Below are 15,935 nucleotides of genomic sequence, written 5' to 3'. Positions count from 1 at the left end.
TCACGATTCAATGTCATCTATCTTCATGTCTCCTCCCGATATATGGAATGAAATGAGCCATGACCAGACCTTAAGATTCTGGCATCAACGGGACGATGACAATGCACGCTAATTCTACCTTTTACTCCTCTAAAAAAACGCTTCTGGCAATTTTTGGTACCACTGCTCTGCTGCTCGCTTCCGGTTTTTCTGACGCGGCAAAAACTGAATATCCTCTGACGATTAAAAACTGTGGCCGCGATATTACCTTTAATCAGGCACCAACGCGCGTGGCAACGGTGGGTCAGAACAGTACCGAGATCCTCTATTCATTAGGCCTTGCCGATCGCGTCGTCGGTACTTCATTGTGGTTTGGCCCGGTACTGGACGCCTATAAAACAGAAAATGAAAAAGTTGCCGTTATTGCGCAAAATATTCCGAGCTTTGAAGGGATTTTGGCTAAAAAACCAGATCTGATCGCCAGCCAGTTTGAGTGGCAAATCGGCCCAGCTGGCACAGTTGCCTCTTATGAACAGTTTAGTGAACTGAAAGTTCCTGTTTACACCGCGCCAGCTGACTGTGCGAAAGATAACGAAGATGGTGGTGATGGTGTCCGTAAAGGGATGTTTGATATCACCATGGTGTATCAGGAAGTCGCCGATCTGGCAAAAATCTTCGATGTTCAGGATAAAGGCGAAGCGCTGATTGCCAGCCTTAAAGCACGTGAAGCCGCAGCGAAAAATAAAATTACCGGTATTGATAAGAATGTTTCTGCCGTGTTCTGGTTTTCAAGCGCCGATTTACAGCTCGATCCTTACGTTGCCGGGAAGTTTGGCCCAGCAGCATGGATAGCCCAAACACTGGGTGTGAAGAATGTGATTGATTCTGCCGAAGAATGGCCAACAGTGGGCTGGGAAACTATCGCTAAAGCTAATCCTTCTGTCATTGTGCTCGGCGAGATGAGCCGTCGCCGCTTCCCGGCAGATGACTGGAAGGTCAAGATGGAATACCTCAAGTCCGATCCTGTCACCAGGCTGGTTCCTGCCGTTAAGGAAAACCATCTGCCGGTCATTGACGTACAGACAATGAATGCTGGGATCAGAACTATTGATGGGCTGGAAAAACTGGCTGATGCCCTTGTTGAATATGGCTTAGCGCATCCGCAGGCTGCTCATTAATCTACGTTTTGCGCTATATCCTCGCACGGTATAGCGCATCTCTGTTACTCAGGAACGCAGATAATCATGAGTGATCCACGCAGGATGCGTCGTGCCGTTGGTCTGCTTGCGGTGAGAGTCGGTGGGCATGCCGTCTGGGTCAGTGCGCTGATGTGCTGCGTGCTGCTGGCGGGGATTTCCATCGGCGAAACGCTGATCCCCTGGCGGCATGTGCTCAGTACGCTGGCAAATCATCTTTTTGATACCCACTATCCTGTCGATGCGCTGGATGCTGGGATCGTCTGGAACTATCGCCTGACCCGAGCGCTGGTCTCTGCCAGTTGCGGTGCCTGCCTGGCTGTTTCCGGCGTAGTGTTACAGTCGTTGCTACGCAATGCACTCGCCGAACCTTATCTACTGGGGATTTCTGCCGGAGCATCCACCGGAGCGGTGCTGATTGCTCTCACCGGGCTTGGGGCCGGCATTATCAGCATGTCATTGGGAGCTTTCATTGGCGCGCTAACGGCATTTATGTTCGTTGCACTATTGGCAATGGCTGCTGGCGGTAGACAAGGCGGCGGTGTGACAACCCAAATCATTCTTGCCGGCATCGCCAGCTCGCAGCTTTTCAATGCAATTACGCCGCTAATCATCACCCGCTCAGCAAATGCCGAGCAAGCGCGCGGAATTATGTTCTGGTTGTTAGGTAATTTGAGCGGTGTACGCTGGCCCGATGTTGTCTTAGCCATTCCTACCGCTCTGGTCGGTATTGCGCTGTGCTTTTGTTATGCCCGCCATCTCGACGCCTTCTCCTTTGGCGCTGAGTCTGCAGCATCGTTGGGCATTCCAGTAAAACGTACCCGTGCAGTACTGATTGCCGCCGTCACCGGCATGACGGCAATTATGGTCTCCATCGTTGGTGCGATCGGCTTTGTCGGTCTGGTTATCCCGCATGCCGCTCGTCTGCTGGTCGGCAACCAGCATCATCGACTGCTGCCAGTCAGTGCGCTTACCGGCGCGATTTTCCTCATTATCGCAGATGTTATTTCCCGCACGTTACTCCCCGGTCAGGTTCTACCAATAGGCGTGATCACCGCTCTGGTTGGCGCCCCTGCGTTTTCAATCATTCTGATTAGAGGAAACCAGAACAAATGACGGTGAATCTCGTATCCCCCCTTGTGAACTCTGCACAAGCCGTTATTGAAGCCTGTAATCTGCGATGGAAGGTAAAAGGCAAGACGATTGTTGATGATATTTCACTCAGCGTAACGCCTGGTGAGTTTGTCGGCATCATAGGTCCCAACGGCTCGGGCAAAACGTCACTGATTTCACTGCTGGCCGGTTTATTGAAGCCGACTTCCGGGCATATCACTCTGCAGCAAAAGGCGCTCCAGCATTATTCGCGGCGTCATCTTGCGCAACAGGTGGCGCTGGTCGAACAACAGGCTGAAACCAGCGAGCGTCTTACCGCTTTACAAGCCGTTTCTCTGGGGCGAACCCCTTGGCTTAGCATGCTCTCCCCCTGGTCCGCCAAAGATGACGATATTGTGCAAACTATGCTGGAAAAGGTCGATCTCAGTGAATTACAGCATCGCTGCTGGCATACCTTTTCAGGGGGAGAAAAACAGCGCCTGCATATCGCCCGGGCGCTGGCGCAACAACCACAGTTGTTGCTGATGGATGAACCCACCAACCACCTCGACATTCAACATCAGATTGGCCTGTTGAGTCTGGTTAAACGTGAAAAGCTCACGGTGATTGCCGCTCTGCACGATCTTAATCATGCCGCGATGTTCTGCGATCGCGTCATCGTCATGACGTCCGGACATATGGCGATGCAGGGGAAACCTTGCGCCGTTTTTACCCGCGAAAACCTCCACTCCTGGTTTGGAATCGATGCCATCATTGAAAAGGATGCGGGTGGTGAAAATTGTTTTATTCGTTATCAACGGCCTGATGAATTTTAAGGAAGAATCAATGAAATACCTCAAACAGAGTCTGCAAATTTTGTGTTTACTCGCCTTCACCTCTTCTGCCTTCGCACAAACTCATGAAGTGTTGATGAAAAATCGTGGGGCTGGGGGACCAATGGTCTATGAGCCAGATTATCTGGAGATCCAGCCAGGGGATACGGTGAAGTTTATCCGTAAACATAAGAGCCACAACGCGGCTTCAATCGCTGAATTGTCACCGGCTGGCTATCCTGGATATATGGGAAAAATAGATGAAGAGATCGAAGTTACTTATGACAATGCCGGGTTTTACGGCATCAAATGTACACCGCATTACGCTCAGGGCATGGTGATGCTGATTAAGGTTGGAGATGCCTCGTTACCAGAAAGCTACCGCGCGTTCAAAGCGCCGGGTATTGCTGACAAGCGCTTTCAGGAAATTTACGCGCGTATCGATAAACGTTAATCCGCGATACTCAGGGAGGTATACGAGGTGGCAGATAATAAACTTCCAGATGGCGAAATCCAGGAACAGCGTAGGGAATGCCTGTGTAAACTGACTAAATTTGTCGGTGCCGCAGGCGTCGCGGCTGCCGTCTGGCCGCTGGTTTCGGCCTTGGGCCCGGATGAAAAAACGCTTGGGGAAAATGAACCGATTGATGTCTCTCTTGCAGGTGTTGCTGCTGGACAAACAGTCAGACGTGTATGGCAAGGAAGGTTGATTCTTATACACCATCGCACCCCGGATGAAATTATTACTGCCAGAAGTGCCGACCTGGATACGCTTATCGACCCACAGCCAGACAGCGCCAGGGTCTCTGCAGCCCATCCTCAATGGCTGGTGGTTCAAGGTTATTGCCCACATGCCGGGTGTGTACCCAACGCCCGACCGGGGGGGATGGGTTGGATCTGTCCGTGCCACGGTTCAGAGTTTGATACCTCCGGGCGCGTGACGCGCGGGCCCGCAACTGCCAACCTGGCAATCCCAGACTACGTTATTCATTCCGATGGGCAGGTCGTGCGTATCGGCACGAAGGAAGCCTGAAATGAGGAATGAACTTGTCTGTTCGCTTCGCGGGCGTATCCCCTTCCCTCGCTCTGTTGCTGGACTCTGGGTATTTGCAATCGGCGCTATCCTGCTAATTATGCTCGGGGTGCAGATCTTTACGGGTATCGTGCTGGCGATGTTTTACGTGCCGACGGCTGAGCTGGCATTTGACTCCATTATTCATATTATGCGCGCGGTTCGCCATGGAGAGCTGTTACGCAACATGCATGCTATTGGCGCGTCGCTCTTTTTCTTTGCCTGCTATCTGCATATTTTTCGTGGTATGTACTACAACGTTTACCGCAAGCCCTGGACGACAATGTGGATGGTTAGCGTCACGCTGTATATCCTGCTGATGATGACCGCGTTTCTTGGTTATAGCCTTATCTGGGGGCAAAAAAGCTACTGGGCGGCAACGGTCATTACCCGCTTTGCCCAGGCTATTCCGTGGGTAGGGGATACGCTTTACGCATATTTAGTCGGCAGCCATACGCCGGGTACGCCGATGCTTGGTCGCTTTTTTGTTATCCACTTTATTCTTCCCTTTGTGATTGTTGTCGCCACGGTTATCCATATACGTACCGTACAGTCGGCGTTTGCCCAGGCGATGAAAAAGAAGTTTAGTGAGAAAGAGTCCAGGAGTCTGTTGTTCGATTACAAAATTACCGATCTCGATGCTATCAAAATCATCCTTTTTTTAATGGTTTTCGCCTGGTTTTTATTCTTCGCGCCGCACTATCTGAGCAGCGCCGACAACTTTATTGCTGCGGACCCAACGATTACACCCGCGATTGTTGCGCCAGAATGGTATTTCCTTCCCTTCTTCTCCATCTTGCGCTGCTTCCCGAATGAATTCGTAGGACTAGCCGCGATGTGCGGTTCGATCCTGATTTTCTATTTTCTACCCTGGCTTGATACTTCCCGGGCTCGTTTTCGCCATTACAGCAAACTGGTTAAGTGCGGATTCTGGCTATGGGTCATAAATGCCTGCTTTTTAGGCTGGTTAGGGTCGAAAGCACTGGTTGGTCCGGATCTTCTTGATGGCTTTCGTAATGAAGAGGGCTGGATCCGTGCCGCATCCCAGCTTTCGACACTGATTTGGTTTGCCTGGTTTTTAATCGTCTTACCTTGTCGTCGTTTTTTGGAAAAACAGGATTGAGGATGAAACAACTATTGAAATTCAGCGTCCTGTCCTTTTCTCTGTTGGGGCTGGGTTCCTCATATGCGCAGGAAGCCACGCCTGAACGCCAGGAATGGAGCTTCAGTGGTATTACCGGTCAATATGATAAGGAGCAGCTTAGACGTGGCCTGCAGGTTTATGAAGAGAAGTGTCGCGCTTGTCACGGCATGAAACATCTTACCTTTCGGACGTTGACCAGGTCCGGTGGTCCGGAACTCACGGTTGAAGAAGCGAGAAGTATCGCCAGCGGCTATCAGTTTCCTGCGATTCAGGATGACGGCCAGATAAGTGAGCGCGACGGTACGCTAAATGACAGCTTTATATCACCATATCTAAACGAGCAGGAAGCACGCTACCTTAACAATGGCGCTGAACCCGTTGACCTGAGCTATATCGTCCGTGCCCGTTCATATGATCGCGGATTCCCACAATTTTTGTTAGATGCTTTTTTGCCCTACACGGACCAGGGGGCAGATTACGTTTACGCGCTGCTAACCGGCTATCTGCCTGCCGATCCCGAACTGAAGGCTAATCGCTATTTTCCTGGCGGTGTGATTAACATGCCAAAACCGCTGACGAGTGGGGAGATCCAATGGAGCCCGGCGTCGAAAAAAGCTGAAACTGAGGAGCAATACGCCAGGGATGTTACCGCCTTTCTGGCATGGGCTGCCGACCCGGCGCTCTCTGAACGAAAGCAACAGGGAAATTACGTTATGGGCTATCTGGCTATTATGCTGGGCTTGCTATGGATAGCACGACGAATGAAGAGACGTTCGCTCATGTAGGTCTTGCGAGGCCGGGGATTACTCAGTTCACCAGCATTCAACCGGTCAGGTGCACAGTTGCCCTTGCGCGAGTAAGACGAGTAAAGGAAGGCAAAATATAAACCGAGCAAAATGAAAAAACCCCAAGCTATTTTATAGCTTGGGGTTTATGTTTGGCGGAAGCGTAGAGATTCGAACTCTAGAACCCTTTCGGGTCGCCGGTTTTCAAGACCGGTGCCTTCAACCGCTCGGCCACGCTTCCAATGAGGCGCACTATAAACATCCCGAACGGACCTGTAAAGCACCAATGTGTTCGTTTGCCTGAAAAACAGCCAAAATGTTGTTAATCGACTGAAATAACAACAGATTGACCATTTATTCAGCACGAATGCCGGCTATAGCGCTTAATGTTTTTTGATGTACATATCTTTGGTGTAGTAATTTCCCCGGTTATCCGGCGCAAATCCCCCCACCCACGGCTTCACGAGATGCGTGCGGACGTAGTGGTAAACCGGAATCGCGGGCACATCCTCACCTAAAAGGTCTTCAGCCTGCTGATAGTATTTGCCTCGTTCTTCCAGCGAAGTTGCTTTCGCCGCATTACGCATCGCTTCATCAAAGGCGGGATTGCTGTACTTGGTGGTATTCTCGCTATCACCGGTACGGAAAATATTGAGGAAACTTGAGGCATCATCATAGTCGGCTATCCACGCATAGCGCACGACGTCAAAATTACCGGTGTGCATGGTGTCCAGCATGGTTTTCCATTCCTGGTTTTGCAGCTTCGCCTCGACGCCAAGGTTTTTCTTCCACATCGACGATGCGGCAATCGCAATACGCTGGTGCGTTTCGAAGGTGTTGTAGAGCAGATTCAAGCTAAGCGGATGCTCAGGACCAAAACCGGCTTCAGCCAGCAGTTTTTTGGCTTCAGCAATACGTTTTTCAAGCGGCCATGACGCATACTCCGGCGCATGCAGTTTCACCCCACCTATTTCCGGCTGGCTGATAACCCACGCTGCTCGCTGCCCCTGTCCCATTACCTTTTGCGCAATGATGTCTTTATCCAACGCCATATTCAGCGCCCGCCGCACGCGCGGATCATTAAACGGCGCGCGGGTTGTATTGAACTGATAGTAATACGTTGAAAGCTGGGGCGAGACATGCAGTTCATCCCCCATCGTTTTTTTCAGTTGCGCGAACTGATTGACCGGTACGCTATACACAATGTCGATTTCACCGGCCTTATAGCGATTTACGTCAGCCGACTCTGAGCTGATAGGCAAATAAGTAACTTTATTAATAACCGTATGCCGATCGTCCCAGTAATGTGGATTTCGCTCGGCAACGATGCGCTCATTGACCACCCATTGCGATAGTTTGTACGCCCCGCTGCTGACAAAATGCTCTGGCCGGGTCCACTTATCGCCAAAACGACCTATCAACACTTTATCCAGCGGGACCAGAGATGGATGCGCCAGCATCGCCAGAAACGCCGCCGTCGGTTGCGTCAGGGTAATTTCCAGCGTGGTATCATCCAGGGCTTTGACTCCCAGCGTGGCGGGATCTTTTTTCCCCTGGGCAATATCAACCGCGTTCGCAACGTGCATGTTGCCCAGATACGAAGCATAAGGTGAAGCCGTTTGCGGCGAAACCAGACGCTGCCAGCTCCAGACGACATCCTGTGCGGTAATAGCAGATCCATCTGACCAGGTTATGCCCGGGCGTAAATGGAAGGTCCAGACAGTGTTGCCTTTATTCTCCCAGGACGCGGCTAGACGGGGTTCGATAGACCCATCCTGCTTGACAGCCACCAGACCGTCGAACATATCGCTGATTAAATTAAACTCAACGTTGCTTTCAACTTTATGCGGATCCAGCGATGCCGGCTCACTGCCGTTGTTTCTGACCAGTTCCTGTTTTTCTGCCAGTAGTGTTCCTGCGGGAACATTTGCCGCCCTCGCCGCGCCGTTTATAGACATCAAACAGACAGTCAACAGCGTAAACGTCAATATCTTCGATTTATGTTGAATCATTCCCTTTACCTTATTGCTCTGTTTTATGTAGACACCGCTGTCACTGTCAGAGAGATTCAGGAATAACGCAATATTTTTCAGTTACCTGGTAGATAGCGATCTGACATTTTTGCACATACAGTGCTAACATCTAATTCGGGAACTTTTGTTGAAATAATATGCTTAAGTCTGGCGGGTTAAAATGCGTAAAGATGGGTAAAACCGCTGTGTCATTCCCCTTGATTTCATTATCCTCCATCATTAATTACATCTGTCATAAGAGAGTGACTCATGGATCGTATTATTAGTTCTTCGCGCGAGCGTACATCGCTACTCAGCACGCATAAGGTGCTGCGCAATACCTATTTCCTGCTCAGCCTGACGCTGGCGTTTTCAGCGATCACTGCAACCGCCAGTACCGTACTGATGTTACCTTCTCCGGGACTTATCCTGACGCTGGTGGGTATGTATGGTCTGATGTTCCTGACCTACAAAACGGCAGATAAGCCGGTTGGTATTTTGTCAGCGTTCGCTTTCACTGGCTTCCTGGGCTACATCCTGGGACCAATTCTGAATACCTACCTGTCTGCGGGCATGGGTGATGTTATCGCCATGGCGCTGGGCGGAACGGCGCTGGTCTTCTTCAGCTGCTCGGCCTATGTGCTGACCACGCGTAAAGATATGTCCTTCCTCGGCGGTATGCTGATGGCGGGTGTGGTCGTGGTGTTGATTGGTATGGTTGCAAATATCTTCCTGCAACTGCCAGCATTACATCTGGCAATCAGCGCGGTGTTCATTCTGATTTCTTCAGGCGCAATCCTGTTTGAAACCAGCAATATCATCCGCGGCGGTGAAACCAACTATATTCGTGCCACCGTTAGCCTGTATGTTTCGCTGTACAACATCTTCGTCAGCCTGCTGAGTATTCTGGGCTTCGCCAGCCGCGATTAAGATGTCCACTCGCATTATCCAGCCCCGCTTATGCGGGGCTTTCTTTTTTGGTAAACTGCCGCCAGTTTGACTAACGAAGTGACGAATTATGTTGATCTTTGAAGGTAAAGAAATCAGTACCGATAGCGAAGGCTATCTGAAAGATACCACGCTGTGGAGCGAGGCGCTGGCGGAGAGAATCGCCGAAAACGAAGGCATTACGCTCTCCGCGGAACACTGGGAAGTGGTGCGTTTTGTCCGCGAGTTTTATCTGGAGTTTAATACCTCCCCCGCTATCCGCATGCTGGTAAAAGCGATGGCCAGCAAGTTTGGCGAAGAGAAAGGCAACAGCCGTTATCTCTACCGCCTGTTCCCGAAAGGTCCGGCCAAGCAGGCGACTAAAATTGCCGGCCTGCCGAAACCGGTGAAATGTATTTAATAGCGGATACTAAATCCTTTTAGCTCGTCGCCAGGACGATGTGGTTCACTGAGAACCCGATCAACCCTGGCGCTGCTCGGCCCCCCAGCTTTCAACCACTTCATCAGTTGTTCTACCCGGTTGCTTTCACCGCAGGCGACAACCTCTACGCTGCCGTCATCCATATTCTTCGCGTAGCCGGTCAACCCCAGCCGTTGTGCTTCATGCTGGGTGGTGTAGCGAAATCCTACCCCCTGAACCCGGCCATAGACCCAGGCGATTATGCAGACTTTCGACATTGCTGTTCTCCTTATCATCACAGCGTGCGTTGCAAATATGCAAAAAACTCAGGACAATGGCGCCCATTTCTTTGAATTGACAGAATAGTAAATTATGAGTGTACGTTTAGTGTTAGCCAAAGGGCGCGAAAAATCATTACTTCGCCGCCATCCGTGGGTATTTTCCGGTGCTGTCGCCCGTATGGAAGGTAAAGCCAACCTCGGTGAAACCATCGATATTGTTGACCATCAGGGTAAATGGTTAGCACGCGGCGCGTACTCACCCGCGTCGCAGATCCGTGCACGCGTCTGGACATTCGACAAGTCTGAGTCCATCGATATTGATTTCTTCACCCGTCGTCTGCAGCAGGCGCAGACATGGCGTGACTGGCTGGCGAAAAAAGACGGCCTGGACAGTTACCGTCTGATCGCCGGAGAATCCGATGGCCTGCCGGGCATCACCATTGACCGCTTCGGCAACTTCCTGGTGTTGCAGTTGCTCAGTGCGGGGGCTGAATACCAACGCGCCGCGCTGATTAGCGCTCTGCAAATTGTTTTCCCGGACTGCGCCATTTATGACCGTAGCGATGTGGCCGTACGTAAAAAAGAAGGTATGGAGCTGACTCAAGGGCCAGTAACGGGTGAGCTTCCGCCAGCCCTGCTGCCAATTGAAGAGCACGGAATGAAGCTGCTGGTTGATATTCAGCATGGTCACAAAACCGGCTATTACCTCGATCAACGCGACAGCCGCCTGGCCACGCGTCGTTATGTGGAAAATCAGCGTGTGCTGAACTGTTTCTCTTATACCGGCGGCTTTGCGGTCTCAGCATTAATGGGCGGATGCCGTCAGGTCGTCAGCGTTGACACCTCTCAGGAAGCGCTCGATATTGCCCGCCAGAACGTGGAACTGAACAAGCTGGATCTGAGCAAAGCTGAGTTCGTGCGTGATGATGTGTTCAAACTTCTGCGTGCTTATCGCGATCGTGGTGAGAAATTCGACGTAATCGTTATGGATCCGCCGAAATTTGTCGAAAACAAAAGCCAGTTGATGGGCGCCTGCCGCGGCTATAAGGACATCAATATGCTGGCTATTCAGTTGCTCAATCCGGGCGGTGTGCTGCTGACTTTCTCCTGCTCTGGGCTAATGACTACCGATTTATTTCAGAAAATCATCGCTGATGCCGCAATAGATGCTGGTCGTGATGTACAATTTATAGAGCAGTTCCGTCAGGCCGCCGATCACCCGGTGATCGCTACCTACCCGGAAGGGCTGTATCTGAAAGGGTTTGCCTGTCGCATCATGTAACTTGAAAAGTGGAATATTACCCTTACATAAAGGGTATCTATTTCCCGGGAGGTGACTATGATTGCCAGCAAATTCGGTATCGGCCAGCAGGTCCGCCATTCCCTGTTAGGTTACCTCGGAGTGGTCGTGGATATCGACCCGGAATATTCGCTTGATCAACCGTCAGCCGATGAGTTGGCGGTTAACGACGAACTTCGCGCCGCTCCCTGGTATCACGTGGTGATGGAAGACGATAATGGTCTGCCAGTGCATACATATCTGGCCGAAGCACAACTGAGTAGTGAGCTACAGGAAGAACATCCGGAGCAACCGTCGATGGATGAACTGGCGCGAACAATTCGAAAACAGCTCCAGGCCCCGCGCCTGCGCAATTGATGCTAAAACAGACCCGATGGCGATTCGCTAATCGGGCCTGTGCGTTTTGTTCGGCTACAGATCAGTCTTACTTCGCCAGTCCCAACCGCGGGATCTCAATCGCCGGGCAGCGATCCATCACCACCGTCATCCCTGCATCGCGAGCCAGCACGGCTGCCTGCTCGTTAATCACGCCGAGCTGCATCCATAGGGTCTTCGCGCCGATGGCAATTGCCTCCTGAGCAACACCCCACGCCGCTTCAGAATTACGGAAGACATCTACCATATCCACTTTCTCTGGTACATCTGCCAGCGTCGCATAGCCCTGCTGCCCCAGCAGCGTTTTTCCAGCAACCTTCGGTGAAACAGGAATAACTTGATAGCCCTGATCGAGTAAATATTTCATCACCCGATAGCTTGGACGATCGGGTTTATCGCTTGCCCCCACCAGTGCAATCGTGCGGGTTGTTGTCAAAATGCCAGCAATATCGGTCTCTTTCATCGTTTTCCTCCAGGCTGTTTAGCAAAGTGTACGACAAACCTGACTTTGCAACCATTCATCCCATACTGGCGCATGAGAGCTAAACTCAAAAATATGTCTATATGTTAGTAAACATGATTATCGAAAAATTTAGATACATCTTATACAGATATTTTCTGGACAGGAGAAACCTATGAAAGCCGGCATTGTGACAGCCTTGATTGCCCTATGTTTGCCGGCAACCGTTTTTGCTACTTCTTTACGTCTGTCCAATGATATTGACCTTCTGGTACTGGACGGAAAAAAAGTCTCCAGCTCATTACTGCGTGGTGCCGACAGTATTGAGCTGGAAAATGGTCGGCACCAGCTCGTGTTTCGCGTAGAAAAAACCATTCGCCTGTCCAGCCACGAAGAACGTCTGTATATTTCGCCTCCGTTGGTCATCAGCTTTGATACCCAACTCGTCAGTCAGGTTAATTTCCACCTCCCACGTCTGAGCAACGAGCGGGATGCAACGCATTTTGATGATGCCCCGCGCGTAGAACTGCTGGATGGGGATTCCATGCCTATACCGGTTAAGCTGGATATTCTGTCAATCACGTCCACCGCAAAAATCGTAGATTATGAAATGGAAACAGAGCGCTATAACAAAGCGGCTAAGCATGCATCTTTACCGCAATTTGCCACAATGATGGCCGATGACAGTTCGCTGCTTTCCGGGGTGTCTGAACTGGATCGCGTGCCGCCTCAGTCGCAAACACTGACCGAGCAGCGCTTAAAATATTGGTTTCAACAGGCTGACGCACAAACGCGAAGTAACTTCTTACAATGGGCGGAGAAACAACCCCCATCGTGACATTTATGTTCGTATACGCATTTTTTTTGTCTTTCTCTTGCAGCGTCAAGTGCTTCCAGTACTCTGTAACAAGGTTAACTTGGGAGCTGTACTATGGAATTAACGACTCGCACATTGCCAGCGCAGAAACATATTGCGTTGGTCGCACACGATCACTGCAAAAAGATGTTGATGAGCTGGGTTGGACGCCACCAGCCATTACTGGAAAAACACGTTCTGTATGCTACAGGAACAACAGGAAACTTAATTCAACGCGCGACAGGAATGGACGTCAACGCCATGCTGAGCGGCCCAATGGGGGGTGACCAGCAGGTAGGTGCGCTGATTTCAGAAGGGAAAATTGATGTGCTGATTTTCTTCTGGGATCCGCTCAACGCCGTTCCCCACGATCCTGATGTCAAAGCCCTGCTACGCCTGGCCACGGTCTGGAACATTCCAGTCGCCACTAACGTGTCAACCGCTGATTTTATTATCCAGTCGCCAAACTTCAACGACGCAACGGATATCTTGATCCCGGATTACGCCCGTTATCTGGCAGAACGTCTCAAATAAGCGCTAAGCAGGCGGTAATTACCGCCTGCTTTTCAGGGTTTCCGGGTCACCGGAACGTCTAATTGCTTAAGCTCATCAACAAAGCATGATGGCGCGTCTTTGCTAAACAGTAGCCATACCCGATGCCGCGCACGCGTTAGCGCCACATACAGCAACCGTCTCTCTTCTGCATCAGGAAAATCTTCAACAGCCGGGAGTAACGCCTCTTCCATAATCGACTCGCGAGCCGGAGCCGGGAAACCGTCATTCCCTTCATGAAGCCCCATCACAATGACATAATCCGCCTGCTGCCCTTTGCTGGCATGAATAGTCATAAAATCCAACTGCAGCTTGGGCCAGCGGGTGGCCGCTTTGTCCAGGCTAGCAGGTTTGAGATGATGGTATCGCGCCAGCACCAGAATTCTCTCTTCGGCCTTCACAAAACCCGACAGCTTATCCAGCAACAGATCTAACTGGCTTTCGTCGAGCAACGTGACGGCTTTTTTATCACCGGTCATCAGACTGTTCAGCGGTTTCGTGAGCTGATGTGGGTTTTGCTGGATAAACTGGTTTGCGACTTCGCCAATACGGCTATTAAAACGGTAAGTCGTATCCAGATTACAGCTATCGCCCTCACCAAAATTTTGCTGAAATGCGGTTGTCAGAGAAAGCTGTGCTCCACTGAACCGGTAAATGGCCTGCCAGTCATCTCCCACGGCAAACAGCGTAGTCTGCGAGTTTTGCTTACGCAAGGCGGCTAACAGGGCGGCGCGCTGAGGGGAAATATCCTGAAATTCATCGACCAGAATATGTTTCCACGGACTGATAAACCGCCCCTTCTCCAGAATGACAATAGCCTGATGGATCAACCCGGAGAAATCGACGGCATTCTCATCCTTCAGGGCACTCTTCCAGGCCTTGAGCAGCGGCGCCATTAGCTTTATGCGTTTACTGAACAGATCACGGATCTCCTCCGGAGCATTAGCAATCATCTCCGCCTGCGCTCCGCCATGCATTCGCATCAAACTAACCCAGCGATCCAACCGGGAAGCCAGACGACGCTGTAATTTTTCGTCATCCCAGAAGTTACCTTCGGGTACAGACCACTGCATTTCTTCTTCTAACCATTGTCGCCAGCCTTTAGCCTGAGCCTTTTTCTCACTGCACTGCTGACGCCAGGTTGTTATAAAGAGTTTGTTGCGCGCGATAGCATCATTTTCCAGCTTGCTCACCGTTGGAACTTTTTTGCTACCTTGCGAAATAATGTGCAACGCCAGTGCATGGAACGTCCGCGCGGTGACCTCATCCGTATGCAGACGCTCACGGATGCGGTCATCCATCTCCTGGGCTGCTTTGCGTCCAAACGCCAGCAACAGGATCTGTTCTGGTGCGGCTTCTCCTCGTGCAAGCAACCAACCCGCCCGGGCAACCAACACAGATGTTTTACCGCTTCCAGCACCTGCAAGTACCAACAATGATTGCTCACCGTTCACCACCGCGCGCGCCTGAGCAGGGTTCAACGGCGAAGATTCAACATGCAGGAAAAACTCGTCATACTCTTCCAGCATTGCATCGGTGTACGCCTGATTGTGCTGTAAGCGGCAGGCTTCAATGTCTTTCAGCCATGCCTGGCATTGACGTAACGCCTCCCGGCAATTTTCAAATTCCTCCAGCCGATTAACCGGGAGCGGTAACGCGGCAAAGGCACGGCGAATCTGCTGCTGCAGCCCTGACGTTTGTTCGCGCGTCAGCCACTTACTTTCACTAGTACGCGCCGCTATCGCATCCAACTGCTGCTGTAAAACCCCCGCAGCAACGTCACTCATTTCCTGGCTCCACTGTTGCCAGAGCGCATTCAAATGATGATGGAAGCGCTGGGTTTCCGCCCACTCTGTACCGTGAAGACGAACCACCTTCTCATCCGGGAGTACAAACTCCAGCTCGCCCCATACCAGGCCGCGTTTGCAATGAATAGCCAGTAACTGATTGAAGGGAATAAGATACTCGTGACGATCGCCGGAAACTTTAATCCCGGCATTGAGAATAACGGCCCGATCGTAAGGGTGTTGTGCCAGACGTTTTCCAAGAGAAGTTGCTTTCAGTTCCATAAGACTCAAGCGGATCCACACGAAGAGGTTTGCTTATCAGTGTAACCGCCAGAGAAAACGTGCTCCAGCCCAAAAAAACGTTACAATTGCCGAATTCACAGAAAACCAGAGTTAACCGAGGGTTTATGCGTACTGTTCTGAATATTTTAAATTTTGTGCTGGGTGGGTTCGCCACCACCCTGGCCTGGTTATTGGCTACGCTGGTCAGTATTGTGCTTATTTTTACATTACCCTTGACCCGTTCGTGCTGGGAAATAACCCGACTTTCGCTGTTTCCCTATGGTAACGAAGCGATTCATGTCGATGAACTGAATCCGGCCGGTAAAAGCGTCCTGTTAAATACCGGCGGCACCGTGCTCAATATTTTCTGGCTGATTTTCTTCGGCTGGTGGTTGTGACTGATGCACATTATCTCTGGTATTGCCCAGTGCATAACGATTATTGGTATTCCGGTTGGCATTGCAAACTTTAAAATCGCTGCCATTGCGCTCTGGCCGGTGGGTCGCCGTGTGGTTTCAGTAGAAGTTGCCCGTGCAGCGCGTGAAGCCAATGCGCGTCGTCGTTTTGAATAATCAGGACCG

At 51.0% G+C, this 15,935-nt stretch carries 17 protein-coding genes, 1 tRNA gene and 1 pseudogene; 14 read left to right on the top strand and 5 right to left on the bottom strand.

Annotated elements, in window-relative coordinates; genetic code table 11:
• Window positions 1-101: 101 nt before the first annotated feature.
• From OGX89_RS20705 to OGX89_RS20675, 7 genes are all read left to right on the top strand, one after another.
• A complete protein-coding gene (locus OGX89_RS20705; protein WP_003832024.1) occupies window positions 102-1,157 on the top strand; it encodes an ABC transporter substrate-binding protein in 1,056 nt (351 codons plus the stop codon).
• 66 nt (window positions 1,158-1,223) lie between these two features.
• A complete protein-coding gene (locus OGX89_RS20700; RefSeq protein ID WP_126956828.1) occupies window positions 1,224-2,291 on the top strand; it encodes a FecCD family ABC transporter permease in 1,068 nt (355 codons plus the stop codon).
• Window positions 2,288-3,103: an ABC transporter ATP-binding protein gene (locus OGX89_RS20695; protein WP_003832021.1), complete on the top strand. Its 816-nt coding sequence runs from the start codon at window positions 2,288-2,290 to the stop codon at window positions 3,101-3,103. Before OGX89_RS20700 ends, OGX89_RS20695 begins: the two co-directional genes overlap by 4 nt.
• Window positions 3,104-3,113: 10 nt before the next feature.
• Window positions 3,114-3,554, top strand: coding sequence for a pseudoazurin (locus OGX89_RS20690; RefSeq protein ID WP_126956826.1), 441 nt, complete (start codon window positions 3,114-3,116; stop codon window positions 3,552-3,554).
• Between the two features lie 27 nt (window positions 3,555-3,581).
• The gene (gene petA / locus OGX89_RS20685) at window positions 3,582-4,133 is read left to right on the top strand and encodes a ubiquinol-cytochrome c reductase iron-sulfur subunit (protein ID WP_003832018.1); all 552 of its coding nucleotides are present in this window, start codon (window positions 3,582-3,584) and stop codon (window positions 4,131-4,133) included.
• Window position 4,134: 1 nt separating this feature from the next.
• On the top strand, window positions 4,135-5,295 hold the full coding sequence (locus OGX89_RS20680; RefSeq protein ID WP_126956824.1) for a cytochrome b: 1,161 nt from the start codon (window positions 4,135-4,137) through the stop codon (window positions 5,293-5,295).
• A 2-nt stretch (window positions 5,296-5,297) separates the two neighbouring features.
• A complete protein-coding gene (locus OGX89_RS20675) occupies window positions 5,298-6,101 on the top strand; it encodes a cytochrome c1 (RefSeq protein ID WP_126956822.1) in 804 nt (267 codons plus the stop codon).
• A 153-nt stretch (window positions 6,102-6,254) separates the two neighbouring features.
• Here OGX89_RS20675 and OGX89_RS20670 read toward each other — a convergent pair.
• Together OGX89_RS20670 and OGX89_RS20665 are read right to left on the bottom strand one after the other, a co-directional pair.
• Window positions 6,255-6,342 (bottom strand) — tRNA-Ser (locus OGX89_RS20670).
• A 142-nt stretch (window positions 6,343-6,484) separates the two neighbouring features.
• Window positions 6,485-8,113 carry an ABC transporter substrate-binding protein gene (locus OGX89_RS20665; RefSeq protein WP_126956798.1) on the bottom strand — a complete coding sequence of 543 codons (1,629 nt, stop codon included), beginning with the start codon at window positions 8,111-8,113 and terminating at the stop codon, window positions 6,485-6,487.
• A gap of 270 nt (window positions 8,114-8,383) precedes the next feature.
• On the opposite strand from OGX89_RS20665, the gene yccA reads away from it, so the two are divergent.
• Window positions 8,384-9,043: an FtsH protease modulator YccA gene (gene yccA, locus OGX89_RS20660; protein WP_079938022.1), complete on the top strand. Its 660-nt coding sequence runs from the start codon at window positions 8,384-8,386 to the stop codon at window positions 9,041-9,043.
• 88 nt (window positions 9,044-9,131) lie between these two features.
• Window positions 9,132-9,461, top strand: a complete 330-nt coding sequence (gene tusE / locus OGX89_RS20655) for a sulfurtransferase TusE (protein ID WP_003832010.1) — start codon at window positions 9,132-9,134, stop codon at window positions 9,459-9,461.
• On the opposite strand, the gene yccX is transcribed toward tusE, so the two are convergent.
• On the bottom strand, window positions 9,458-9,739 hold the full coding sequence (gene yccX / locus OGX89_RS20650; RefSeq protein ID WP_003832008.1) for an acylphosphatase: 282 nt from the start codon (window positions 9,737-9,739) through the stop codon (window positions 9,458-9,460). The genes tusE and yccX overlap by 4 nt on opposite strands.
• Window positions 9,740-9,833: 94 nt before the next feature.
• Here yccX and rlmI point away from each other — a divergent pair, with 94 nt between their 5' ends.
• Window positions 9,834-11,024 carry a 23S rRNA (cytosine(1962)-C(5))-methyltransferase RlmI gene (rlmI, locus tag OGX89_RS20645; protein ID WP_008784294.1) on the top strand — a complete coding sequence of 397 codons (1,191 nt, stop codon included), beginning with the start codon at window positions 9,834-9,836 and terminating at the stop codon, window positions 11,022-11,024.
• A 57-nt stretch (window positions 11,025-11,081) separates the two neighbouring features.
• Entirely contained in the window at window positions 11,082-11,399 is a 318-nt protein-coding gene (hspQ, locus tag OGX89_RS20640; RefSeq protein ID WP_003035905.1) for a heat shock protein HspQ, read from the top strand.
• Between the two features lie 67 nt (window positions 11,400-11,466).
• On the opposite strand, the gene OGX89_RS20635 is transcribed toward hspQ, so the two are convergent.
• Window positions 11,467-11,880, bottom strand: coding sequence for a CoA-binding protein (locus tag OGX89_RS20635; protein WP_126956796.1), 414 nt, complete (start codon window positions 11,878-11,880; stop codon window positions 11,467-11,469).
• 172 nt (window positions 11,881-12,052) lie between these two features.
• Between OGX89_RS20635 and csgI the strand changes: the two genes are divergently transcribed.
• Together csgI and mgsA are read left to right on the top strand one after the other, a co-directional pair.
• On the top strand, window positions 12,053-12,715 hold the full coding sequence (gene csgI / locus OGX89_RS20630; RefSeq protein WP_008784291.1) for a curli synthesis inhibitor: 663 nt from the start codon (window positions 12,053-12,055) through the stop codon (window positions 12,713-12,715).
• A 93-nt stretch (window positions 12,716-12,808) separates the two neighbouring features.
• Window positions 12,809-13,267 (top strand): methylglyoxal synthase, encoded by a 459-nt coding sequence (gene mgsA / locus OGX89_RS20625; protein ID WP_126956794.1) that lies wholly within the window; start codon window positions 12,809-12,811, stop codon window positions 13,265-13,267.
• Between the two features lie 32 nt (window positions 13,268-13,299).
• Here the strand turns inward: mgsA and helD are convergent, their stop codons facing one another.
• Window positions 13,300-15,354, bottom strand: coding sequence for a DNA helicase IV (gene helD / locus OGX89_RS20620; protein WP_126956792.1), 2,055 nt, complete (start codon window positions 15,352-15,354; stop codon window positions 13,300-13,302).
• A gap of 125 nt (window positions 15,355-15,479) precedes the next feature.
• Between helD and OGX89_RS20615 the strand changes: the two are divergent.
• Window positions 15,480-15,926: pseudogene (locus OGX89_RS20615) on the top strand (YccF domain-containing protein).
• Window positions 15,927-15,935 lie beyond the last annotated feature (9 nt).

Source organism: Citrobacter sp. Cpo103 (genome assembly GCF_030332605.1).
GTDB lineage: Bacteria > Pseudomonadota > Gammaproteobacteria > Enterobacterales > Enterobacteriaceae > Citrobacter > Citrobacter portucalensis.
This window is presented reverse-complemented; position numbering and strand designations above follow the sequence as displayed.